General features: G+C 49.2%; 25 protein-coding genes. 9 read left to right on the top strand and 16 right to left on the bottom strand.

Annotated features, from left to right (window positions below; translation table 11 throughout):
• Positions 1–11 precede the first annotated feature (11 nt).
• From C504_RS0114185 to C504_RS0114170, 4 genes are all read right to left on the bottom strand, one after another.
• The gene (locus C504_RS0114185; protein WP_018690026.1) at positions 12–416 is read right to left on the bottom strand and encodes an acyl-CoA thioesterase; all 405 of its coding nucleotides are present in this window, start codon (positions 414–416) and stop codon (positions 12–14) included.
• A gap of 60 nt (positions 417–476) precedes the next feature.
• Positions 477–716 (bottom strand): DUF1344 domain-containing protein, encoded by a 240-nt coding sequence (locus C504_RS17975; RefSeq protein ID WP_018690025.1) that lies wholly within the window; start codon positions 714–716, stop codon positions 477–479.
• Between the two features lie 173 nt (positions 717–889).
• Complete coding sequence (locus C504_RS0114175) at positions 890–1138, bottom strand: DUF1344 domain-containing protein (protein ID WP_018690024.1); 249 nt, start codon at positions 1136–1138, stop codon at positions 890–892.
• Positions 1139–1450: 312 nt separating this feature from the next.
• On the bottom strand, positions 1451–2374 hold the full coding sequence (locus tag C504_RS0114170; protein WP_018690023.1) for a DMT family transporter: 924 nt from the start codon (positions 2372–2374) through the stop codon (positions 1451–1453).
• A 265-nt stretch (positions 2375–2639) separates the two neighbouring features.
• On the opposite strand from C504_RS0114170, the gene C504_RS18410 reads away from it, so the two are divergent.
• Entirely contained in the window at positions 2640–3671 is a 1032-nt protein-coding gene (locus C504_RS18410; protein WP_169385136.1) for a DUF1176 domain-containing protein, read from the top strand.
• 40 nt (positions 3672–3711) lie between these two features.
• On the opposite strand, the gene C504_RS0114160 is transcribed toward C504_RS18410, so the two are convergent.
• From C504_RS0114160 to C504_RS17965, 4 genes are all read right to left on the bottom strand, one after another.
• Positions 3712–4212, bottom strand: coding sequence for a DUF1499 domain-containing protein (locus tag C504_RS0114160; RefSeq protein ID WP_018690021.1), 501 nt, complete (start codon positions 4210–4212; stop codon positions 3712–3714).
• A 133-nt stretch (positions 4213–4345) separates the two neighbouring features.
• Positions 4346–4678 (bottom strand): hypothetical protein, encoded by a 333-nt coding sequence (locus C504_RS0114155; RefSeq protein ID WP_018690020.1) that lies wholly within the window; start codon positions 4676–4678, stop codon positions 4346–4348.
• A 105-nt stretch (positions 4679–4783) separates the two neighbouring features.
• Positions 4784–5404, bottom strand: a complete 621-nt coding sequence (locus C504_RS0114150; protein WP_026317522.1) for a glutathione S-transferase family protein — start codon at positions 5402–5404, stop codon at positions 4784–4786.
• A 96-nt stretch (positions 5405–5500) separates the two neighbouring features.
• Positions 5501–6373 (bottom strand): EAL domain-containing protein, encoded by an 873-nt coding sequence (locus tag C504_RS17965; protein ID WP_018690018.1) that lies wholly within the window; start codon positions 6371–6373, stop codon positions 5501–5503.
• Positions 6374–6599: 226 nt separating this feature from the next.
• Between C504_RS17965 and C504_RS0114140 the strand changes: the two genes are divergently transcribed.
• Positions 6600–7802, top strand: a complete 1203-nt coding sequence (locus C504_RS0114140) for a pyridoxal phosphate-dependent aminotransferase (protein WP_018690017.1) — start codon at positions 6600–6602, stop codon at positions 7800–7802.
• A gap of 94 nt (positions 7803–7896) precedes the next feature.
• On the opposite strand, the gene rsgA is transcribed toward C504_RS0114140, so the two are convergent.
• The 3 genes from rsgA to C504_RS0114125 all read right to left on the bottom strand — a co-directional run bounded on the left by rsgA (position 7897) and on the right by C504_RS0114125 (position 10574).
• A complete protein-coding gene (rsgA, locus tag C504_RS0114135) occupies positions 7897–8967 on the bottom strand; it encodes a ribosome small subunit-dependent GTPase A (RefSeq protein WP_018690016.1) in 1071 nt (356 codons plus the stop codon).
• Positions 8968–9537: 570 nt separating this feature from the next.
• Positions 9538–9951 carry a hypothetical protein gene (locus tag C504_RS0114130; RefSeq protein WP_018690015.1) on the bottom strand — a complete coding sequence of 138 codons (414 nt, stop codon included), beginning with the start codon at positions 9949–9951 and terminating at the stop codon, positions 9538–9540.
• Between the two features lie 149 nt (positions 9952–10100).
• On the bottom strand, positions 10101–10574 hold the full coding sequence (locus C504_RS0114125; RefSeq protein ID WP_026317521.1) for a tRNA (cytidine(34)-2'-O)-methyltransferase: 474 nt from the start codon (positions 10572–10574) through the stop codon (positions 10101–10103).
• Between the two features lie 187 nt (positions 10575–10761).
• On the opposite strand from C504_RS0114125, the gene C504_RS0114120 reads away from it, so the two are divergent.
• The 5 genes from C504_RS0114120 (at position 10762) to C504_RS0114100 (ending at position 14500) form a co-directional block, all read left to right on the top strand.
• Entirely contained in the window at positions 10762–11154 is a 393-nt protein-coding gene (locus C504_RS0114120; RefSeq protein WP_026317520.1) for an MAPEG family protein, read from the top strand.
• Positions 11155–11177: 23 nt separating this feature from the next.
• The gene (locus C504_RS0114115) at positions 11178–11537 is read left to right on the top strand and encodes a YciI family protein (RefSeq protein WP_018690012.1); all 360 of its coding nucleotides are present in this window, start codon (positions 11178–11180) and stop codon (positions 11535–11537) included.
• Positions 11538–11540: 3 nt separating this feature from the next.
• The gene (locus C504_RS0114110) at positions 11541–12779 is read left to right on the top strand and encodes an RNA polymerase sigma factor (RefSeq protein ID WP_018690011.1); all 1239 of its coding nucleotides are present in this window, start codon (positions 11541–11543) and stop codon (positions 12777–12779) included.
• A 104-nt stretch (positions 12780–12883) separates the two neighbouring features.
• The gene (locus C504_RS0114105) at positions 12884–13525 is read left to right on the top strand and encodes a hypothetical protein (protein WP_018690010.1); all 642 of its coding nucleotides are present in this window, start codon (positions 12884–12886) and stop codon (positions 13523–13525) included.
• 12 nt (positions 13526–13537) lie between these two features.
• Positions 13538–14500 carry a YHYH protein gene (locus tag C504_RS0114100; RefSeq protein WP_018690009.1) on the top strand — a complete coding sequence of 321 codons (963 nt, stop codon included), beginning with the start codon at positions 13538–13540 and terminating at the stop codon, positions 14498–14500.
• A 44-nt stretch (positions 14501–14544) separates the two neighbouring features.
• On the opposite strand, the gene C504_RS0114095 is transcribed toward C504_RS0114100, so the two are convergent.
• From C504_RS0114095 to C504_RS0114075, 5 genes are all read right to left on the bottom strand, one after another.
• Positions 14545–15024: a GNAT family N-acetyltransferase gene (locus C504_RS0114095; RefSeq protein ID WP_018690008.1), complete on the bottom strand. Its 480-nt coding sequence runs from the start codon at positions 15022–15024 to the stop codon at positions 14545–14547.
• A 165-nt stretch (positions 15025–15189) separates the two neighbouring features.
• Positions 15190–16098, bottom strand: a complete 909-nt coding sequence (locus C504_RS0114090) for an NAD(P)-dependent oxidoreductase (protein ID WP_281167597.1) — start codon at positions 16096–16098, stop codon at positions 15190–15192.
• A 43-nt stretch (positions 16099–16141) separates the two neighbouring features.
• The gene (locus C504_RS0114085; RefSeq protein ID WP_018690006.1) at positions 16142–17533 is read right to left on the bottom strand and encodes a D-alanyl-D-alanine carboxypeptidase family protein; all 1392 of its coding nucleotides are present in this window, start codon (positions 17531–17533) and stop codon (positions 16142–16144) included.
• 195 nt (positions 17534–17728) lie between these two features.
• The gene (locus C504_RS0114080; protein WP_018690005.1) at positions 17729–18379 is read right to left on the bottom strand and encodes a GntR family transcriptional regulator; all 651 of its coding nucleotides are present in this window, start codon (positions 18377–18379) and stop codon (positions 17729–17731) included.
• A 185-nt stretch (positions 18380–18564) separates the two neighbouring features.
• Positions 18565–19959: an aminotransferase-like domain-containing protein gene (locus C504_RS0114075; RefSeq protein ID WP_018690004.1), complete on the bottom strand. Its 1395-nt coding sequence runs from the start codon at positions 19957–19959 to the stop codon at positions 18565–18567.
• 121 nt (positions 19960–20080) lie between these two features.
• Here C504_RS0114075 and C504_RS0114070 point away from each other — a divergent pair, with 121 nt between their 5' ends.
• Both C504_RS0114070 and dctP read left to right on the top strand, forming a co-directional pair.
• Positions 20081–21388 carry a hydroxymethylglutaryl-CoA reductase, degradative gene (locus C504_RS0114070; RefSeq protein WP_018690003.1) on the top strand — a complete coding sequence of 436 codons (1308 nt, stop codon included), beginning with the start codon at positions 20081–20083 and terminating at the stop codon, positions 21386–21388.
• Positions 21389–21421: 33 nt separating this feature from the next.
• Positions 21422–22468, top strand: a complete 1047-nt coding sequence (dctP, locus tag C504_RS0114065) for a TRAP transporter substrate-binding protein DctP (RefSeq protein ID WP_018690002.1) — start codon at positions 21422–21424, stop codon at positions 22466–22468.
• Positions 22469–22525 lie beyond the last annotated feature (57 nt).

Raw genomic sequence — 22525 nt, 5'->3', positions numbered from 1 at the left:
CCGTGCAGCCGTTACTTTGATAAGGGCGGAATTTTGGTTGGTTTGCCGTTTGTATCAATCGCGACCATGGTAAAGCGTGCGAAAGTCACTCGTTCGCTGACATCTGTTAGATAACGCTGCGCCCAAGCCTCAATATATAAAACCATTGAGCTATTGCCGATTTTTTCAATGTCCGAATAGATTGAAAGCGTGTCGCCCACTTTAACGGGGCTGGCAAAGGACATTTCATTGACGGCGGCGGTTACAATGCGGCCACCTGCGCGTTCTGCGCCGCGAATACCGCATGCCAAATCCATTTGTGCCATCACCCAGCCGCCGAAAATATCACCGGCAGCATTGGTGTCGCCCGGCATGGCAAGCGTTCGTATTGTCAGTTCACCGCGCGGATTATCTGGCTTAGAATTTGGCATTGTCATCCTCCGTTTTCCGCATCGTATGTAACAGCGAAGCGAAGTCCAGAGGTTTGTACATTTAGATCAATCAATCAACATGATGTCAGTTGCGGTGCCATCATCATTTGTGTTGAGGATCACATTTGCGCCTTCAGCCAAGATTTCAAGCGGAATGCCTTGAGCAACCTTGTACTCCTTGCCATCGGCAAGCGTGATCTTCATGTTATCAAGATCTACATTTTCTACCGTGCCTTCGATTTCTGCAGCAAAAACTGAAGCGGTTGCCGCGGCAATAATAATCAATGCAAAAGCAAATTTTTTCATCGGTCAAATTCCAATAGGTTTTGGCCGGACACAGCTGCTTTATAGGATTAAAGCGCTGCCGGACGAGGCGATGTTAGGGCTATGGAAGAATGCCGGCAAGCGGTCATTTGACGGCATATTGATGGCCGAAAAACGGCAGGCAAAATAGATTGCCTGCCGCCGAATTCTTAAAATTACATCTTTTCGACAGATGTCAGCACTGTCGTGCCGTCTTCATATGTTACCTTGACTGAATCGCCGACTGCGAGCGCTGAAACATCAACCTCTGCGCCAACTGTCCATGCGGTACCGTCTTCAAGCATGACTGTGCCCGTTGCCGGCTCAATGGCGGCTACGACACCTTCGCCTTCACCAGCAAAACCTGGCAATGTTGCGCCAAGAACAGATGCACTTACTAGGGCTGCGGATAGTAGTTTTTTCATCGTCGTGTTCCTTTTAAGTTTAACATTTAAAGATGCGCAACGTCTGAACGTTTAGGGTTGGGGGATCGAGGTGTTCAGCCGTTCCGCTTCACCAATGTGGGCGATAATGGAATTAAACTCAAATCACTTGATGTTAAAAAATCAAGTAAAATCAACGACATAATTATGCCTTATTTGGCTTCGACTTGCCGTATTTAGGTGTGTTCGTGCGGTTTTGCTGGAACTGCGTGAGCCATAATTCTGTTGTGAGCGCTCAAGCGGTTGGGCAAGAGCGATCACAAAGTTGCAATAGAATTTTGAGTTGATCGCTTGTTACGAAATTTGAGTGCGTCCGCGCAGTCGTAACATCGGTATAATTTCAACCGCGAGCATGGCTGTGAAGATTAATAGGCAGCCAATGTAACCGGAAAAGCCAATGCGCTCGCCAAGAATGATTGCGCCGAAGAGGGCCGCAAAGAGTGCTTCCGATGACATGAAAATGGCAGCTTGCGGCGCGGTTGTATATTGCTGAGCAACGGCTTGAAGCGTGAAGGCGACACCGCCAGAGACGACGCCAGCGAACAGGATTTCAGGTGCTGCGGCAACAAGGATTGCCCATGAGACGGTTTCAAAAAAGGATGCCAGCACAAGGCCGAGTATGGCGCAGGTGAAAAATTGTATTGTTGCTAATGTAAACGGCGTGTTGCCGCCGCGCTGTGTGGTCAATACGCGGCCAAGAAACAGCACATGGCATGCCCAAAGGACCGCACATAAAATGGTCCAATAATCGCCTGTTGTCAGGCCCGTAAGGCTGCCACCAGACAACAGAAAAATGCCTGTAAGTGTGAGCGCCGAGGCAGGCCAGATAATGGTGTGCGGCACTTGGCGCAGCACAAGCAAACCAAGCACGGGCACCATGACAACGTAAATGCCCGTTAAAAAGCCGGAATTGGTAACGGAAGTCGTCAAGAGGCCGATTTGCTGGGTTGCCAATGAACTAAACAATATGGCGCCGAGGATTGCAAAATTGAGAATGTTTTTGCGCGTTAAAGTTGGTTCGCTCTCAGGCATTGTGCGGGCGCGGCGCTTTTGTTCCCAAATCGCAAAAGGCAGCACAGCAATCGCTGCGGCTAAAAAACGTATGCCAGTGAAAAATATTGGCTCAATTGCGTCCATCGCCGTTGATTGAGCAACGAAGCCCATGCCCCAGACAGCGCCGACGAACAGCAATAATAGATTGGCATAAATACGGCGCATGTTCAGCTGGTCCAGTCTTGGTGGGCTCAAATGAGCGAATATGAAAACTTGTTGGTGTTTTGCACGCTTAGCCCTTGTTCTCAAGCGCATTTCTGCCCACGATGGTCGTCAGGTTTATACGGAACTCAAGTCGGGTGCACTGGAAGTTTCATTGCGCCTGTCCCACATAAACTTAATTGATCAAAAGGTGCAATTTAGCATGACCCAATCGACGAGATTAACTAGAAATGCGATGATAGCGCTGTGGGTAATGGCCATATGCTCGATGCTTATTATTGGAATAGGCCAAAGCGCCCATGCCAACCAATTCAAGCGTGTGCGCGATGTGAATGTGGCATGTAACAATGCGCTGCTTTGCAATATTTATATAGCGAACCGGAGTGTATCTCTCTCAAGTTTTGGTTTTAGACGCACAGCGGCACCGGATTCACCTGTGCAGATGGTGATCAGCGCTCGGCCTGCTTTGCGCGGTGGCAGTAATTTGCAAATTATGGTCGATGGCGAAATGGTTTTGGAGCTTGATGTATCAAAGCTTAGCTACCGCGCTGCGACCTATGAGTATCTTTATAATGATCAGGAAAACGTGACCAAGCTGATGAAGGCTGTGCGGCGCGGTAAGCAAGTTCAAATCAGCTACACAACGCGTTCGGGGCGCACGACAGCGCCATTTTCACTGTCAGGTATTACAGCTGGGTTTATCTTTGCCGATGAGGCTCAAGGCAGGATCGGTTCTAATAATGCGCTTATGGCATTAAGTGCCAATGTGCCAACCGAGGCAGATGACGCGATTGAAGAAGTCAATATTACCAACTATTCCAGCTGGTCGGATGTGCCCGCTGATTTGCTGACGTTTTTTGGAAAAGAAGCCGGGCGTTGCAGCAATGAAACCGGCGAAGGCCAAAGCCGTGTGGATGGCGGGTTTTCAGCAGGGTTGGATAATGGTTATAAACTCATAGCGCTGCCTTGCGGCGATGCGGGTGCCTATAATTATCCTTATGCTTTTTGGATGCAGGACGGCGATATGTTCACGCCGCTTGCTTTGCCTGTGATGAGCAATGAAGGCCCGAGCGTGAGTGATTTAGCGTGGAATATTGTTTGGGATGGTGAAACGCGCGAACTTTACGCGTTCTTCAAAGGACGTGGTCTGGGCGATTGCGGCACGAGTAACCGTTGGACCCTTGCAGGTGAGGGCGGAACCTATCGCTTTGTGCTTGTTGAAGCGCTCGAAAAATCTGCCTGCGATGGTATCTACAAAGAAGACCTATCTGATTACAAAAAGCTTTGGCCTTTAAACTGATGCCAGCCAAAGTTGATACGAAGGCCGCGAGGCTTGCCGCTTAGTGCGGCAGCTTTGCGGTGATCGCTTTAAGGCGCTTTAAATTCACGCCTGCATCCGAATAGCCAATTTGTGCGCGGGCGTAAGCGATGAGACTGGATGTGCCGTCGGCATTATCAATGGCGACAAATTGATTGGTGTCTGGAAAACGCATTAGATTGCTGCGCGTTACATAGCGTGCCGCCAAAGGATCGGTGCGATCATCAACGCGCTCATAGATCATGCCGCTTTCTTGAAACGCCTTGTCTATCATAATGATGAGCTCTTCAGCCTTGGCATTATAGGTCGGAAGCGTTTCATTTATTTCTGCACCAGATTTACAAACATCCGCGCTGCACAAAAGCGCATCATGCGGCTTTGTAGTCCGTTTAATATTGGCGAGGTCAATCGTGCCTAAATCTGCATTGCCAAAAAATAATTGCCAGCTTTTCTCCCTTCCATAAAAGATGAATGAAAGGGCCGCGATGAGCGCGATTATAACGATGGTGAGGAGTATTTTCATAGCGCGTATATAAGGCGCAGTTTTTCGAATTCAAAGCCAAAAACAAAAACGCCGGCTGTTACACCGGCGTTTTTCTAAGCCCGTATGGTGGGGGGCAAAATGACGGGCTTAGTAATAGCCGCACATTGTGGGGCTAATATCGTGATTTTTCAGGCTGCGTGAAATCTTGGACGAGGTTTTTTGTCATGGCGATTAAACCGCCAGCCATAACCAAAAGGCCTGCACCCATTGCGCCGAATATAAACAGGTTGCTGCTGTCAAATGTCAGATCGGAAGCGACGTCCGGTGCGGCAAGCATTCTGGCAAGGGCCATTACTGATGCTGCACTATCCATTGTTTGAGCGCTGGCCGATGCCGTGAAGCCGATAAAAAGCACCAGGTTGGCGATAAAGAATGTGCCTGCAACAATCATAAGCGAGCGGCAATAGCCGCGCTCGATTTCCAGTTCATTGTGTAACATACGCATAATTTGATCTGCCTTTTAAGCTTTTATCTTGTTGGATAAAATTTGCATCAAATTGGGGCATGATGAGGCGCGTAATTAGGCCATGTCGAGGTAAGTTTGTGGCCGTTATGTGGCAGGCAACCAATCCAAGGTCACATGATGTGTTTGCTTAGACACATTACTTAACCATTTGTTAATAAACGGAAAGCGTTCCATCTCGAATTTACCAATCTCACCAGCTGTGTGCGTGTAGGCATAAAGCGCAATATCCGCGATTGTATAATCATTGCCAGCGATGAACGGCGTTTTTTCCAATTGTGCTTCCATCACGCCAAGCGCGCGGTGGCCGGAAACAAGCAAAGGGTCAAGATGTTCAGGCGTCCGCAGATGGGCGCGCTGCTCATATTTAAAAATGGCTTGCCGTGTTGCTATGGTGCCTTCGTGGAAGTTCTGCTCGAAGAACAACCATTCATGGACTTTTGCGAGGTCGTAGAGATCGACGGGCAGATAAGAACTGCCCTGCGCCAGATAGAGTAGAATAGCGTTGGATTCTGCAATCAGGCGGCCATCTTCAAGCTCAAGCAGTGGCACTTTTCCATTTGGGTTTTTTGCACGGAACCAATCGCTGGTTGTCGCGCCGGAACTATATTCGCAATCAATATGTTCAAAACCGATGCCAAGCTGGTTGAGCAGCAGGCGCACCTTATAGGAATTGCCCGATGATGGCATGGAATAGAGTGTTAGCACGCGGCGTCTCCAAGATTACAATCAGCCGATTTTGAGCAAAACTATTGGCGCGAAGCAATCGTATTTATTTGAATGAAATCGTCAGAAATATTGAGCTTAACGCGCGACTGGATACCCGAAGGAAGGCATTGGGAAAGTCTTGGTTCCCTGAAACCATTCACTAAAATCTGCCGGAACTAGGCGCGGCATCGCAGCAGCAAAGCCTTGCACCATTTCCGCACCAGCATTTTCGGCCATTTCGATCTGCCAAAGTGCTTCTAGCCCTTCGGCAACCACCTGAATGCGAAGTTCTTTAAAATGCGCAATAAGGCTCTTGAGTTGCTTGTAGCCGTCGGGGCTATCCATCAGCTTTTTGACCATGGGGCCATCAAGTTTCACGATGTCCGGTGTCAGGTCTGCAATGCGTTCCATATTGGAGGATTCTGCACCAAAATCATCAACAGCAATGTGGTAGCCACGGGCACGGAGCGAATAGACGAAGTAATTAAGGTCTTCTTTGCTCTTGGCAGCGCTTTCTATGATTTCGCAAACACATGCGCTCGGCATTATATCAGAGGCCCGCAATTCAGTGCCAAGATCATCAATCATTTTTTCAAATGTGGACTTGGAGGAAAGGGCGGCTGGATCGAAATTTAAGAACAGATGACGCGCCTGCGCCGGAAGGCTTGCAGCATTGCGCACATGAAGTGTTCGCGCCACGGCTTCCACCAAACCCACTTGATCATCTTCAAGCTGGCCAAAGAACGCGCTGGGCAATATGGGAGTTTCGTCTATTTGCGGGCGCAACAATCCTTCAAAAGCAACAGGGCGCAGTTTGCCGCCAATAAACCTGAATATTGGTTGAAAAGCCGATTTGAGGACATAGCCGCGATAATTGCCGACCCAAGAGCCGTCATCGGCGCGCATTAAGCAGGCTGAGACTTGTTCTTTTTCGACTGATTTATTAGCGCTGTTTTGCAAAATATCCATCCGACTCATTTGTGTAACAAGTCATGATCCCCCAATCCTTTAAATTTATGGTTAACGAATGGTGAATTCATTGGCTATAGAAAAGTTCATTTTTTCTGCTTTTTGGCGGCCTTTATCTGTACAGGGCGTTCAAACGCTTGCACCTTGAATAAAATTAGCGCATAGCGACGGCGCCTAAATGGAGGCAGCCTGCCTCCGGCTTTTAAACTCGATGGAGACTAAATAAATGGCATTCCTGGCTGACATTCTTTCCCGTGTAAAACCATCCGCGACAATTGCTGTCACGCAGAAGGCTCGGGAGCTTAAAGCTACGGGCAAGGACGTCATTTCGCTTTCCGTTGGTGAACCTGATTTTGATACGCCGCAAAACATTAAAGATGCAGCGATTGACGCGATCAATCGGGGCGAAACAAAATATACGCCCGTATCTGGTATCGTGCCGCTGCGCGAAGCGATTGCTGCGAAATTTAAACGCGAAAACGATCTTGAATACACACCGGCGCAGACGATTGTTGGCACTGGCGGCAAACAGATTTTGTTCAATGCTTTTATGGCGACACTGAACCCGGGCGATGAAGTGATCATTACCGCGCCTTACTGGGTGAGCTATCCTGAAATGGTGGCGATTTGTGGCGGCACGAATGTGTTCGTTGAAACCAAAATCGAAGACAATTTCAAGCTCACACCAGAGGCGCTTGAAGCGGCGATTACACCAAATACAAAATGGTTTATGTTCAACTCGCCGTCAAACCCATCTGGCGCTGCTTATTCATATGATGAGTTAAAAGCGCTGACCGATGTGCTTATGCGCCATCCGCATGTGTGGGTTTTGACCGACGATATGTATGAGCACCTTTGCTATGGCGGGTTCAAATATTACTCACCAGCGCAAGTAGAGCCTAAGCTTTATGATCGCACGCTCACCATGAACGGTGTTTCAAAAGCCTATGCGATGACAGGCTGGCGCATTGGTTATGCCGCTGGACCGCTTGAACTCATCAAGGCGATGGACATGATCCAAGGTCAGCAGACATCGGGTGCGTGTTCTATTGCGCAATGGGCAGCAGTTGAAGCGCTTAACGGCCCCCAAGACTATATTGAAGAAGCGCGCGGCAAGTTTGAAGAGCGCCGTGATCTTGTTGTGTCTATGCTCAATCAGGCATCTGGTCTTGAATGTCCAAAGCCAGAAGGCGCGTTTTATGTTTACCCATCATGCAAAGCGCTGATTGGCAAAACAGCACCATCGGGCAAAGTGATTGAAACGGACGAAGATTTCGTCATGGAATTGCTGGCCGAAGAAGGCGTTGCGGCTGTTCATGGCTCGGCCTTTGGCCTTGGGCCAAACTTCCGCGTTTCATATGCGACATCAACCGATGTTTTGGAAGTTGCTTGCGAACGCATTCAGCGCTTCTGTGCTGCCTGTAAATAAGCTGACTTAAATATGAATGATAAGAACGGGGGCAGGTGATGACCAGCCCCTGTTTTTGATTATCAAAATGCGCGTTTATTTGCGGCACGCCGCTTTATTTTCTGTTTTTCTTTTGGACTGAGCGGATCATTTTGTGCAGCGATTTACCGCTAGCCTTCCGTTCAGCCAAGGTCGATGAATTAAAGCGCTCTTCGGCGACCAATTTGTTCCATCGAGCAAGCCTTGGCGCGTCAATCTCTCCCTCTGTCAACGCTTTTTGAATGGCGCAGCCAGGTTCGGTCTCGTGGCTACAATCTCTGAAGCGACATTGAGATACGAGCGTGACTATATCGTCAAAGAGTTCTGCAATCCCAGCTTCAGCATTTGTCAGCTGAAGCTCACGTATTCCAGGGGTATCCAGTATTGCACAGCCATCGGGTGCGAAGTGCAATTGACGGTGCGTTGTCGTGTGGCGACCTTTGCTGTCATCTTCTCGAATGGCTGCTGTTGCTGCGATGTTGCTTTTAAACAGAGCATTGACCAGTGTGGATTTTCCAACGCCTGATGATCCTAAAAATGCGATGGTTTGTCCATGTTTGCACCATGGGGAGAGCTTGGCAATTGGCTCGTCGGTTCGAGCGTTGAGCACTTCCACGACGACACGGTTTGAAATTGCGCTTGCCGCTTCAACATAGGCTGCCGGATCATCACAAAGATCGACCTTTGTAAGCAGGATCACCGGCGTGACTTCTGCCTCGAAAGCCAGAGCGACATAACGCTCAAGCCTTGCAACGTTGAAATCATCGTTACACGAAGACACGATGAACGCGGTATCCACATTGGCGCCGATTAGCTGCCGTTCGTGATCTGTGCCGGGTGCGCGGCGTTCAAAAACACTGCTGCGCTCCAACACTTTGCTGCGGGATGGGTGATGCTGATCATATAAAAGCCAGTCGCCAACCGTTGCTTCGGGGCCGGGCGGGATCGTGATATCGATGCCGTCCCCAAATAGGCGCAAACCGCTTCTATGGATTTCGACTACGCGAACAGGTGGTGTATCAACAAGTTCGGCTACGCTGGTTTGCTGGCTAAAGAAAGGTTTCCAGCCAAGGTTTTCTAATGGGGAGCGCTCGCGTTTTGGAATGTCGCCTGAGGCTGGTAAAAAATGGGAATAGTCCCGTGCCATTGATAATATCTTTCGTTCTGGAACACGGGTAAAGCCCGCGCCGTAAAGTGTAGGTTGACTAGGTTGCAGAAAACCAGTCGCGCAAAGAGATTGGGCGTTATTCTGGTTTAACTTTGCATCGGGAGGGCGTTTTGCCTCCCCACTTTATCAGGACATAAAATCTCCAAGAACGAGCATGACATACAGCGCGGGCAGCACAGACGCATCCTTGCGGCGGCCACCCAATTTTGAATATCGCCATTATAATGATCGACAAGCACTGCGCATGTCAATGATAAAACTATTGTGGGAATTTCGCTGTCGAGGGTGCCGTGAGCGATTGGACGATTGATCCATTATATGGAAAAGTTGCAGCTTGCTGATGAAACTCGGTGATGCGCATTTAAAAGTTTGTCACAGACATCATTGGTGACCAAGATGGCGCTAAGACGCAAATTCTTTTGCAGCAAGAAGCTCCTGCATAGACCATTGTTTGTACAATGATCGTTATGCATGACGGGGCAATAGCTTCGTGAGTATTCAGCCGCCTAATGAATGCGCATTGAACCCAAAAGGCGGGGCAATTTCAGGTTAAGCAGCGATGGCTTCCTTGTGAATTTTCGCGCTCTCGATTGTATGAATGTTGCTGTCTTTTACTGTCTCAACTGGTGAAACGAGTGATCTTGCAGCTTCAAAATACTGTCTTGATAGCTCTCTTGAGCCAATTAAAACTCTTTTTTCGCTTTCAAATTCTTCCTGTAGCTTAACTTTGTTCAGGTAAAATTCCGCATTGTATTTTTCGACTTTACGAGAAAGTTCTTCAATCAACTTTTTGCATTCCGCTATTTTTGCTTGATGCGCAATATCTTGATTTCGTATCAAGGCTTCATGATTAGCCGTGAGAGCGGTGATCTTATTTCCTAAATTATTGAACTCTCTCTCGTGAAGAGATGAAGCATATTGAACCCGCTGTGCCGAGTTTAATTTTGAAACATTAACACCCATCGTCTGCTCCTAAATACCATTTTGTTAAGCTTATATTTATAGAGGTTAATGGAGTTATTATGGTTAACAGCCCGTTAATAGTTTCCGTAAAATCAATAAAAATGCATGCATTGTTTGATTTTATACTTCGATGTTGCTTGTTTTCAGGTTTAACCGCCGAGCTGTTTACGCATTGCCTGATAAATGACGGCCGTAGCGGTGTTTGCCAAATTGAGTGAGCGCACGACGGGGTTAAGCATTGGCAGGTTGAATACGCGGTCTTTCATGTCATCCAAGATTGCCATGGGCAGGCCCTTGGATTCGCATCCGAAGACTAAATACCCATCCTGTTGGTAATCCGGCTCGTAAACGCTCTGCGCGCCATGTTCTTCAAAAAAATAAAGGCTGTCGCGTGATGGTTTTCGTGTTTCCAGAAAATCTTCCCAATTCTCATATTGGGTTAGTTGAACGTGCTTCCAATAATCCATGCCAGCGCGCCGCACGGCTTTTTCTTCAAGCGAAAAGCCAAAAGGTTTTATCAGTATCAATTCTAAATTGAGGGCCACGCATGTGCGGCCGATCGCGCCGGTATTGTATGGAATTTCAGGTGTCACCAATACGATTTTCATGCGCGGTTCAGACATTGCGTTTGGGGCTTTCCAACTTTTTCGCGCATCTTTGCGCTTTTTGCACCCTGTTAACGCGGTGCGTGTGTGTTGGCAATGTCAGCTGCTCTCACATAAGAATTTCAGAAATAATTTTAGCGATGTCGAAATCTGCAATCCTCAAACGTCACAGGGGTATCGAAACCTCAAACGGATTGGAATGAATATGATTTTTGTTGTTACCCCTCTTTATGCGCTGCCTGTGGCGGCCATTTATCTTGCCCTGTGGATGCGTGTCTCAGCGATGCGCGGGGCCACAGGCGTGTCCTTTGGCGATGGCGGCAATGCCGCGCTGTTGCAGCGCATTCGGCAGCACGGCAATTGCGCAGAATGGATGAGCTTTGTGCTGATCCTCATGATGTTGGCAGAAGGCTTGGGCGCGCCAGCTGCTTGGCTGCACGTATCGGGCGTGTTGCTATTGATCGGGCGGATAGCGCATCCGTTTGGGCTAAAAGCTGACACGGCAGGGCATCCGCTACGCTATGTGGGCAATGGCTCAAACATTCTGGCCGCGCTCACTGCGATGGTTTATATCAGCATCCATATCATTGGCCAATAATTGACACAGCTAGGAATAATTTTATGCAATATATGCTTTTAATCTACAATGATCCTGCCAGTGAACCTGCTTATGGCACGCCTGAATTTAAAGAAATGATGGGCGGGTATTTTGCTGCAAACGAACAGATGAAGGCTGATGGTGTGATTGTATCGGGCGAAGGGCTTCAGGGCGTTGAAACGGCGACCTCGCTGCGCATTAAAGCGGGTAAAACGGAAACTATGGACGGCCCATTTGCAGAAACGCGTGAGCACCTCGGCGGCTATTATGTGATCGATGTGCCAGATTTGGATGCAGCGTTGAAATATGCCGCGCTAATTCCTTCGGCGCATTTCGGAACGGTAGAGGTGCGCCCGCTCATGAACTATAATCCAGCAGGTTAGGTCATGACCAAAACCGCTCCCTGTTCTAGCGCCCGCACCATTGCTGTGGCTAAAGAACTTGAACGTGTGATGCGTTTGGATAGGGGGCGGTTGATTGCGATATTGGCAGCAGGGCTTAGAGATTTGAGCCTTGCTGAAGAGGTGCTGCAAGAGGCAGCTATTTCGGCGCTCGGCCATTGGGGGCGGGCAGGGCTGCCGACTTCGCCGCAAGGCTGGTTGTTGCAGGTGGCACGCCGCAAGGCCATTGATCGATTGCGGCGCGATAAGCGAAGTAAACTTCACGCCGAAACATTGGCTATTCTTGCCGCTGATGATGTTGCGCCCACTGATGATGACATTCCAGACCATCGGTTGCGCCTGATCTTTGCCTGTTGCCACCCCGCTCTGGAAACCAAATCACGCGTAGCGCTGACATTGCGCACGGTGTGCGGGCTGACCACACCAGAGATCGCTCGTGCGTTTTTGGACAATAGCACCACGATGGGGCAACGCTTGAGCCGCGCCAAAGCCAAGATCGCGGCCGCTGGTATATCTTTTGCCGTGCCGGAACCTGAGTTTTGGGACGCGCGATTGGATGCCGTTTTAACCACCATATATCTGATTTTCACCACCGGCTATATCGCTGCGCCAGATGAGTCGCGTGACCTTTGCCATGAAGCTGAATATCTGATGCGCCTGATCGACCAGTTGCGGCCCGATGATCCAGAGATTGAAGGCGCGCTGGCGATGATGTTGTTGATTGGCGCGCGCCGTGCGGCGCGTATCGGACCAGATGGTGCAAGTTTGCCGCCAGCCGAGCAGAACCGCAGCCTTTGGGATAATGCGCGCATTGCCGAGGGGCGTACCATTCTTGCCCGTGCAGTTGAGCGACGAAAGGCAGGGCCGTTCCAGATTAAGGCTGCTATTGCCGATTGCCAGATGGCCGATACGGGCCCCGATTGGCCGCAAATTGCAGCCCTTTACGGCGCGTTATGGACGCATGAACCGACACCTGTCGTCGCGCTGAACCACGGCGTTGCCTTGGCTGAGGCAGGCGAGCTTAAAACGGCGCTAGCGTTGGTTGAAAGCCTTGAGAGCCAGTTGCCCAATTACCAACCTTGGCATGCGGCGTCTGCGGCATTGCATGCAATGTCTGGCGACCACAAAAAAGCTGCTGCTGCGTACCGCCAAGCGATTGCCACTGCACCAGGGGAGGCAGAAGCGTTATTTTTGAAAAAGCGCTTGGCAAAGCTGGCCCATTGATTTGAGCTTTTCAGCGGCAGGCAAATTTCAATGTTACTAATCCTTAACTTGTATACGTGGTGGTCGTGCTTACACAGTAGGCCTCAATCAACAATGAGGTTCCCATGATACGCGCCATCGCCACAGCAACATTGATTAGTCTCTTGCCGACTGTCTCCAGTGCGGAAACACTTTTTGCAGATGTGTGGGCAGACAATTGGTTTGAGATGAGAATTAATGGTCAACAGGTCGCTGAAGATAGCGTTCCGATTACGACAGAGCGTTCTTTTAACGCTGAGAGCTTTGAGTTTGAAGCCGAGCGGCCGTTTGTTGTTGGCTTGGTCGCCAAGGATTTTAAAGCGAACGATACGGGCTTGGAATATATCGGTACACGCCGGCAGCAGATGGGTGATGGCGGCGTGATTGTGCAGATCAAGGATGCCGGCGGTAATGTAGTGACTGCTAGCAATTCTGACTGGCAGTGCTTGGTCATTCATACCGCGCCGCTTGATAAGTCCTGCGAGCAGGCCAGTAATCCAATCGCCGGTGAAGGCGCGTGTACTTTTGAGGCGATGGATGAACCTACCGGTTGGGATTTAGCTGGTTTTGATGCATCAAACTGGCCACAAGCAAATAGCTACACGGAACGTGAGGTTAGCCCGAAAGATGGCTACGACCAGATTAGCTGGGCAAAAGATGCTGAGTTAATCTGGGGGCCCGATCTAGAACAAAGCAATACGGTTCTTTGCCGTATTGTTGTTGAATAAATAGGTGTGGCAATGAAATATGTAATTTCGACAACGCTTGGAATTTTGGTTTTTTTGACGGCGACGCCAGCCGCCTTTGCCCATGATGATCATTGTGAGGCAGTAAAAGATTCTGTTGCTGATGCTGGCTTTGATGACCGTGTCACTGTGTCGTGTACGGATGATCATGCCGTAATTACATCTGATACCTATCCCGACCATGAAAAGATGACGGGAATTGTGGGGACGAACGAACAGCTGCCTGTCCCGGCTGAATATTCTGCACCGATCATTTTATCACCGACACTTGGCACGACGGCGCTTACGCGTGATGCCGCTTTGGGTGTCGCTGTTAACGGTGTGCCTATTTATGATTACACGGGCGGCGGTGAAATGAGCCAAGCGGATTTAGCCCATCACCAAGCGCAACATGATACGCTGCAAACTGAACAGCTTGATGTATGCGGCGGCCATGCTGGGCGCGGCGATGATTACCATTATCACACTAAACCCACTTGCATGATTTCTCAGATGGAAAATGCTGGCGATGATGCGATCATTGGATGGGCGTTTGATGGGTTTCCGATTTACGGTGACAACAATCCTGATGGCACGGCAATTGCCGATGGCGATCTCGATATATGCAATGGGCAAGCGGATGGCACTTTTGGCTATCGCTATCATACGTCGGTTGATGCCCCTTACATCGTGCAATGCTTGATGGGCGTGGTGACTGATTTTGATCGCCTTCCGCGCGTGCGGCCACTTTCAGCCTCAAATGGCGGTGGTGCAGCACCGGGACGCCCGCCGCAGGGCGGGGTGCAGAACCTTGTCTATACAGAAAATCCAGATAGTAGCCGCAGCATGGATTATAACTTCCAAGGTGAGGCGTATTACATTCGTTATAAGCCGTCAGAAAAGCAGGGTTGTTATGATTTTGAAACGCGGACAGTGACAAATGACGGCGATGTGCAAAGCGGTGAATACTGCCGTTAGGTGGTATTTAGTGCGCTTTAGTAAAGCAGGCAGGAGATTAGGCTCTAATTATTCGTGATAGCTTTGCGCATATTGATACCCGTTGGCATATATCCTGCCCTCAAATACAAACGCTCTGCTGATTTATTATCGGCAGCTACCCGCAATCTGATCTCGTCGTAAGCAGAGTTTGAATATAGTTCTTCAAGCGCGATCAAGGCTGACGTGCCATAGCCTAGTCCTCGAAACTGGGGAAATATATAAAAGTCGCTAATGAAAATTGTTCGGTCTTTGATGTTAGGTTTGCACCAAAGATATCCGACCGGACTCTGGCTTTCATCGGTTTTGAGCGTTGGGCATAAAAGAACTTGGTCTGGTGTGTCGACACCCTGCCCAAGATCATCCTCGATGGAGGCTTTTGCTCGCGCTAAAGCCGTTTCCATGGTCACATCGTAATTTGAGGAAATTTCCGCCGCATAGTCTTGAATAAAATAGGCTTTGTATTGTGGAAATTCGTCTGCCTTCATTTTTCGAAGCTGTATCATTTCTTTCTCTCAATAGAAAAAGCCAACTGTTGTGCTCGTTACCTGCTGAGCCTGACTGCCAGACTGAATAGGGGCCGCGTATGACGAATTTAAAGCTTATGAGCGCGATGGTCACCGCTACTCATAAGTTTTAAATCGGAATGTTTTGGACTTTCGCCCTTCGTCTTACTTCCCGCTAAACTTGTTTAAGCGCGCTAATAGCGATGATGTGTCCCAGCGGTTGCCACCCATTTTTTGCACATCGCTATAATATTGATCGATGAGTGCGGTGCCAGGCAGGGACGCTCCATTGTTGTTTGCTTCTGCTAAACAGATCGCCAAATCTTTGCGCATCCAATCAACTGCAAAGCCGTGCTCATATTCGCCTTTGCTCATTGTCTTGTGGCGGTTTTCCATCTGCCAAGAACCGGCAGCACCTTTTGAAATGACATCAATAACGGCTTCAACATCCAGGCCTGCGTTTTGCGCAAAATGAATGCCTTCTGACAGGCCTTGAACCAGACCAGCAATGCAGATCTGGTTGACCATTTTGGTGAGCTGACCTGCGCCAGCGCCGCCCATCAGCGAGACCATTTTGGCGTAGCAATCAATGATCGGTTTTGCCGTGTTGAATGTTGCTTCATCACCGCCGACCATCACGGTGAGGACACCGTTTTCTGCGCCTGCTTGACCGCCCGATATGGGCGCATCTAAAAAGCCGAAACCAGCATCTGATGCAGCTTTATATAATTCACGCGCGACATCGGCTGAAACCGTTGTGTTGTCGATAAAGATTGCGCCTTTTTTCATCGTGCTGAATGCGCCATCTGCGCCCGTTGTTACCGAGCGCAAATCGTCATCATTACCAACGCAGGAAATCACAAAGTCGCAGCCCTCTGCTGCTTTTGCAGGGGTTGGTGCAGCCTTGCCGCCAAACTCGCTGGCCCATTTTTCAGCTTTTGCGAATGTGCGATTATAGACGGTGACATCATGTCCAGCCTTTGCGATGTGGCCAGCCATTGGATAGCCCATTACGCCCATGCCGATAAATGCAACTTTTGCCATTGATAAAAATCCTGATTTTGAAAATGCTATTGTTGTTATAAAATAGCAGTCTCAAATCAGTGACAACACCGCTCTACTTCTGAATCAGCGCCATGCACTCGATTTTTTTTGTTTCCATCAAATTACAGGCTTCAAAAGCATCTTGCATGCTCGCAAAGCCGATAATGCGGGCGCGGTATACTGTGCCGCGGCTTGTCTCAAGCGGAACGGTATATTGGCGCAGCGTTTCAGCGATGTTTTCCAAAGCGGGGCGGGCAAGTGTAAGCCTTTCCATCGCCCGTTCCTGGCTTGGCAATGCGCCAACCTGAATGGCGTAGCGTGAAAGCGTATCGCCTTGTGGATCGATTGAAGCGACTTGCGTATTGGCCATCGCTTCAGCAATTGCTTGTGGTTCAGTCATCACAGCGGGGGCTGCTGCTACAATCGCTTGTTCCAGTTTTTCTTCAGGCGCTTGCTGCACGGATGCAGTTATTTCTTTCGATTGCTTTTCGGCGTTGTCCTTTGTTTCCACGGCGGCAACAACGATGGCGGTGCTAATCTCGTCTGCAGCTTTTTGTGCTATTTTTTGTTCAGAGGCTTCTGCTTTGGCAGCAGCAATCTGTTCTGCTTTATCGGCGGCATTGCGCGCGATGAGTTGGTCTTTTGTGAGCTGATAGATGGGCTTGCGGCCGTTTAAGATATCAATCGCAATCTGATCGCGCTCTTTGGCGTTGCGCCCACCCATAACGACCACAATTTTGTCGCCTGAAATTTCTTCAGAATAGGTGACGACATTAAAGCCGGAGGCATTGATGAAACCTGTTTTAATGCCGGTAACGGTTTTCACTTTTTCAAGCAAATTGTTGTGGGTGTTCCACGTGCGGTCTTTATAGGTCACCGATGGTACGGAAAAGCGCGGGAAAAGCGTTGGGAAATCACGTTTTAAAGCCATGCCCAAAATTGCTTGGTCGCGCGCGGTGGTGACTTGCTCTTTGTTTGGAAGGCCAGATGCGTTTTTGTAAACAGTGTCTTTCATGCCAAGCTGGCGGGCCTTTGCGGTCATTTTGACGGCAAAATCCTCTTCGCTACCTGCGAGCATTTCAGCAATAGCGGCAGCAACATCATTGGCCGAGCGCACAACAAGCGCATCAATGGCTAGATCAACGGGGATGGTTTCGCCCATGCTGTGCCCAAGGCGCGAAGGTGGGCGATCTGCGGAATGACGCGATGCGACAACGCCCGTATCAAGCTTGATTTTACCGCTATCTAAGGCTTCAAACAGCAAATAGAGCGTCATCATTTTGGTCAAAGACGCAGGGTGGCGCAGTGCAGAAGCATTGTCATCAAACAATGTTTTGTTCTTATCAACATCAATGACCAAGGCTGAACGGGGTGGCTCATAAGCTGCAAAAGCAGTCGATGAAGCCATGATATATGAAAGCGTTGAAACGATGATAGCGAGAATAGCGCGGCGCGAAGTCAACATGATGTCCTGTGGGGCTGTAGTGAGTTTGATCGCAATGATCCAAGATCAGTCCACTAAAATGGTAAGCGCGGCATTAATATGGCATGCACGAAAATGAGAAGGCGAAAGTCGATTTTATCCCAAATTTAGAGGGTGCGGCGTACTAAACGGGCTTTTTTCATGGAATGGGACGCTAAAAACGGCCTTAAGTCAGCCTCATTGGCGAATTGCCAGCATGGCCTTTAACGCGCCGTTCAAATGAAGGCGCATGGCTTCTTGCGCGCCAGCCTTATTGCCGCACTTTAGAAGGTCGATGATCATGGCATGCTCTTTATTATAGTGGAGGAGCCGGCTTCTTGAACCAAGTTGAGATTTGCGAAAGGGCGCAAGTTTGAGACGGATATCATGCGCCACTGTTTTAATTTCGTCATTATGCGCGGCATCATAGATTTTAGAATGAAAGGCCGTATTGGCATCTGCATATTCGTCAAAGGATTCTTGAGTGATCAAAAATTCCATTATTCTGTGTTGCTCTTCAAGTTCGGCAAGCTCTTTTTCTGTAATGCGATCGACAGCAAAGCCTGCGCAAACGGCTTCCATTTCCGCCATTGCTTCGAACATAGCCTTAATGTGTTCAATGCTCACATCTTTGACCACAACGCCGCGAAATGGCTGGCGTTCAGCAAGGGAGCGCGAGCAGATAATTTGCAAAGCTTCGCGGATGGGTGTGCGCGATACGTTAAAGCGTTGCGTTAGAGATTTTTCGTCGAGCTTAGTGCCGGGTATTAAATGACCTTCAACGATTTCCGCTTCCAGTTTTTCAGCGATCATCGCGCTGTGAACATTTTTCGCTGTGCTTTTCTGCATCGTACCAAACTTCAAATGGATGAATACAGCTTAATTATTGCCGATCTTTTGGCAAGACGCACATGTTAGAAAAAAGACCTCACATATTTGGGCTTTGTTTTTGGGGGCATGTTAAATGCGGTTTCGCGTCGGCGGTAGCTGAAATGGTGGGGTAAATCTGCCGCGCGACGTTTGCGCTTTGAGCCTCATTGGCGAAGTTCTTCACGTAAAAACTCATAAAGGCGCGGATCTTCTGCATGGCCGACATTGAGTCTTATTCCATGTGGGGCTGAAGCCTTGTCGATAGAAAATAATGAACCCGGTGCAATGAAAATGCCTTTTGCGGCGGCGGCTTTTGCCAGTGCAATATCATCGAAGCCGCTCGGAAATCGCGGAAAGACATAATAGCCATTTTTTGGCGGGGCAAAGCAGTCGAGCCCAATGCTTTCAAGGTTTGATAGGCTCGTTGCTGTTGCTTTTTCAATGCGGTTTTTAAGCCGTTTGATATGTCGGCGGTAGTGACCATTGCTGATAACATTGCTGACAATGCGCTCAATATGGCCCGAACTATTGACCACTGTGATCATTTTTAAATCTGTGAGTGCGGTGATAAGATCAGCGCGTCCTGCAATGTAACCTGTGCGCATTGCCGCTGACAGCGTTTTGGAAAATGTACCGACGAAGATCACATTTTTGAACTGATCAATCGTAGACAGCAAAATATCGCTTGGTCCCATCAGATCTTTAAAGGGGTCGTTTTCGACGATGGTTACGCCGTGGCGCTCGGCAATTGAAAGCACAGCATGCGCTGTCGGTAAATCGATAGAGCTGCCCGTTGGGTTATGTGCATAGGACTGCGTGAAAAATAATTTGGCATTTGTGCGCTGAAGCTTTTCTTCAAAATCATCAGGACTTGGCCCATTGGCTAACCGTTTGACGCCAACAATATTAACCTGCGCTAATTTGAGTTTGGCAAAAAGTGGATAATAGCCGGGGTCATCGACGAGAACCGTGTCGCCCGGTGCGAGAAAGTATCGGATGATCATATCAAGCGCATGGTTGGCGCCCAGCGTCATCAATATCTGGTCAGGATCAACACTGATGGCGCGTTCGCCAAAACCGATGGCAACAAGTTCGCGAATTTTACGAATGCCTTGTGCTGCACCGTAACCTTCCTCATTTTTGCGCAATGCGTTCGGCCCCAAATAGCGCTTTATTTCAGACTCTTCTGTCCAGCTGGTTGGCGGCCTGCCGTCGCCTGCGCGGATGGAATAAGACTTATCTAGCTGAGCAGAAAGCAGCGAGACAATGTCTATCGCCTCTGAAACATGAACAGGGCGCGGTGACTGGCTTGGTGTTTTGGCAGCGTTCACGACGAAGCCAGAGCCGTGTTTGGGCGTCACTAATCCTGCTGATGCTAACCGCTCATAGGCTTCGATGACGGTGTTTTTCGAGACACCAAAGCTTTCAGCCGCCGCGCGAATAGAGGGCAGGCGGTCACCTGGGCGCAAAGCACCTGACTTAATTTGCACTTTGAATTGCTGGCTCAAGCGATCTGTGAGCGTTTGTTTTCGCGGCTTTGGTGGATGACCATATTGCATATTTGTACCCTGAATTTAGAGGGTACAGTTCAAGTTCAATTAAGCAAACTGTACCTTTTTATATGGTATCAGTTAGATAGGTTACGTCAAAATAAAAATTCTATCGGGGAGGTAGGCGGTTTTGTCTGGTACTGAACAAAAACAGCCAAGTGCTAATTATAATTCACGCGTTGAAGGACTTCGCGATCTTTCGCCCGATGAGCGCCGCGCAAAAATTGCGGGCATTGTTGGTCTGACGTCAGAGCAGAGTGATCTTTTGCGCGGCGTTGAAGCGCTGCCTTTGCACATTGCCGACGGCATGATTGAAAATGTCATTGGTAATTTTGAATTGCCGATGGGCGTTGCGAGCAATTTTACAATCAATGGGCGCGACTATCTTATTCCTATGGTGGTTGAAGAGCCGTCTGTGATTGCTGCTGCTTCTTACATGGCGCGTATTGCGCGTGGATGCGGCGGGTTCACAACATCAAGCAGCCAGCCGATCATGCGCGCTCAAGTTCAGTTGACGGGATTGACCGATCCCTTTGGCGCACGGGCCAAATTGCTTGGTGCACGCGATGAAATCGTCGAAAAAGCAAACCAGCAAGACAAGTTGCTCGTCAGCCTTGGCGGCGGATGCCAAGATGTTGAAGTTCATATTTTTGAAGATACGCCTGCGGGACCAATGGTTGTGCTGCATCTTCTTGTTGATGTGCGCGATGCGATGGGCGCCAACACTGTTAACACGATGGCAGAAGCCGTTGCGCCAATGGTTGAAACCATCACTGGCGGCAAAGTGCGGATGCGTATTCTATCCAACCTTGCCGACCGCCGTTTGGCGCGTGCCCGTGTGGAGCTAACGCCGCAAGCGCTTGCGACCAAAGACTTTACGGGCGAGCAGATGATCGACGGTATTCTTGAGGCGTGTGCCTTGGCGATCGTTGATCCTTACCGTGCCGCTACCCATAATAAGGGCATTATGAATGGCATTGATCCTGTGGTTGTTGCCACAGGCAATGACTGGCGTGCGATTGAAGCGGGTGCCCATGCTTGGGCTGCGCAATCGGGTCGTTATACATCGCTTAGCCGCTGGGAGCGTGATGGTTCTGGCAATCTTGTTGGCACATTGGAATTGCCAATGGCGATGGGGCTTGTTGGCGGTGCGACCAAAACACACCCTGCAGCCCGCGCAGTGCTTGATATATTGCAGGTTAAATCAGCACAAGAACTGGCTGAAGTAACCACAGCCGTTGGCTTGGCGCAAAATATGGCAGCACTTCGCGCTCTGGCAACAGAAGGTATTCAGCGCGGCCATATGGCGCTTCATGCGCGCAATATTGCAATTTTAGCAGGTGCTACAGGCGAGCAGATCAGTCAGATTGCTAGCGAAATGGCACAGGCAAAAGATGTGCGGGTAGACCGCGCAAAAGAAATTCTTTCGAGAATGTAAGACGTTACTGTCATAATCTATGGGAGGTCTAATATGACAAATAAATCGAGACGTAGTTTTTTCAAAGCAGCGGGCGCTGGCATGCTTGCCGCACCTGCAATCGTTGCAGTTTCAAGCTTGGAAGCGCGTGCGCAAGAAAAAGTCACATGGCGTATGCAAGCGCTATGGGGCGGCGGCACAACGCCAATGCTTTATGAAGAAAAATTTGCCAAACGGGTTAGCGAACTAACCGGCGGCAGCTTTGAAATCACAACATTTGCCGGCGGCCAGATCGTGCCATCTGCACAATCATTTGATGCGGTGCGCGGCGGTGCATTTGAGCTGATGAAAACATTTGACGGTTACACTGCTGGTAAAATTCCTTCACATGGATTTTCATCAACTGTACCGTTCGGTTTTCCTGAAGCTGATATGTATGAAGCATGGTTTTATGAAGCTGGTGGATTGGACTTGGCGAAAAAGTCCTACGCACCTGCTGGCCTGACATATGTTGCACCAACTGTTTATGGCGAAGAGCCGCTACACTCTAAAGTGGCGATCAGAACCATTGCCGATATGAACGGTCTGAAAGGCCGCTTTGTTGGTCTTGCTGCTTCTGTGTTGGCCGATTTCGGCGTTGCTGTATCACCATTGCCGACATCAGAAGTTTATTCTGCGCTTGATAAAGGCCTTATTGATTTTGCTGACCGCGGCGACGTGAAAGCAAACTATGAAGAAGGTCTGCATGAAGTTGCAAAATATCTGATTTTGCCAGGCTTCCACCAGCCAACAACAGCAACGTCTTATGTGGCCAATACGGCTGCCTATGACAAGCTCAGCGATCAACATCGCGCAGCGCTAGAAGTGTCGGCACGTGAAGTTTCAGGTGCATTGCGCCAGAACATTATGGTCGATAACGCTGAATATCTTGCTAAGTTTGAAGCTGCTGGTGTGGAAATTATCCGCCTAGATGCGGCTGATATTGCACAGGCACGCGTTAAAGCCGTAGCATCATGGGAAAAAGCTGCCAATGGCGATGCTGTTGCACTGGAAATGATGAACACACAAAAAGATCTTATGGCTCAATTCGGCCTTTTATGATCTAGGAATTCCAGACCGCATATATTCATCTATGCGGTCTGGTAAATCTGGGAAAAT

Origin of the sequence: Ahrensia kielensis DSM 5890 (genome assembly GCF_000374465.1) — a bacterium.
Lineage (GTDB): Bacteria > Pseudomonadota > Alphaproteobacteria > Rhizobiales > Rhizobiaceae > Ahrensia > Ahrensia kielensis.
This window is presented reverse-complemented; position numbering and strand designations above follow the sequence as displayed.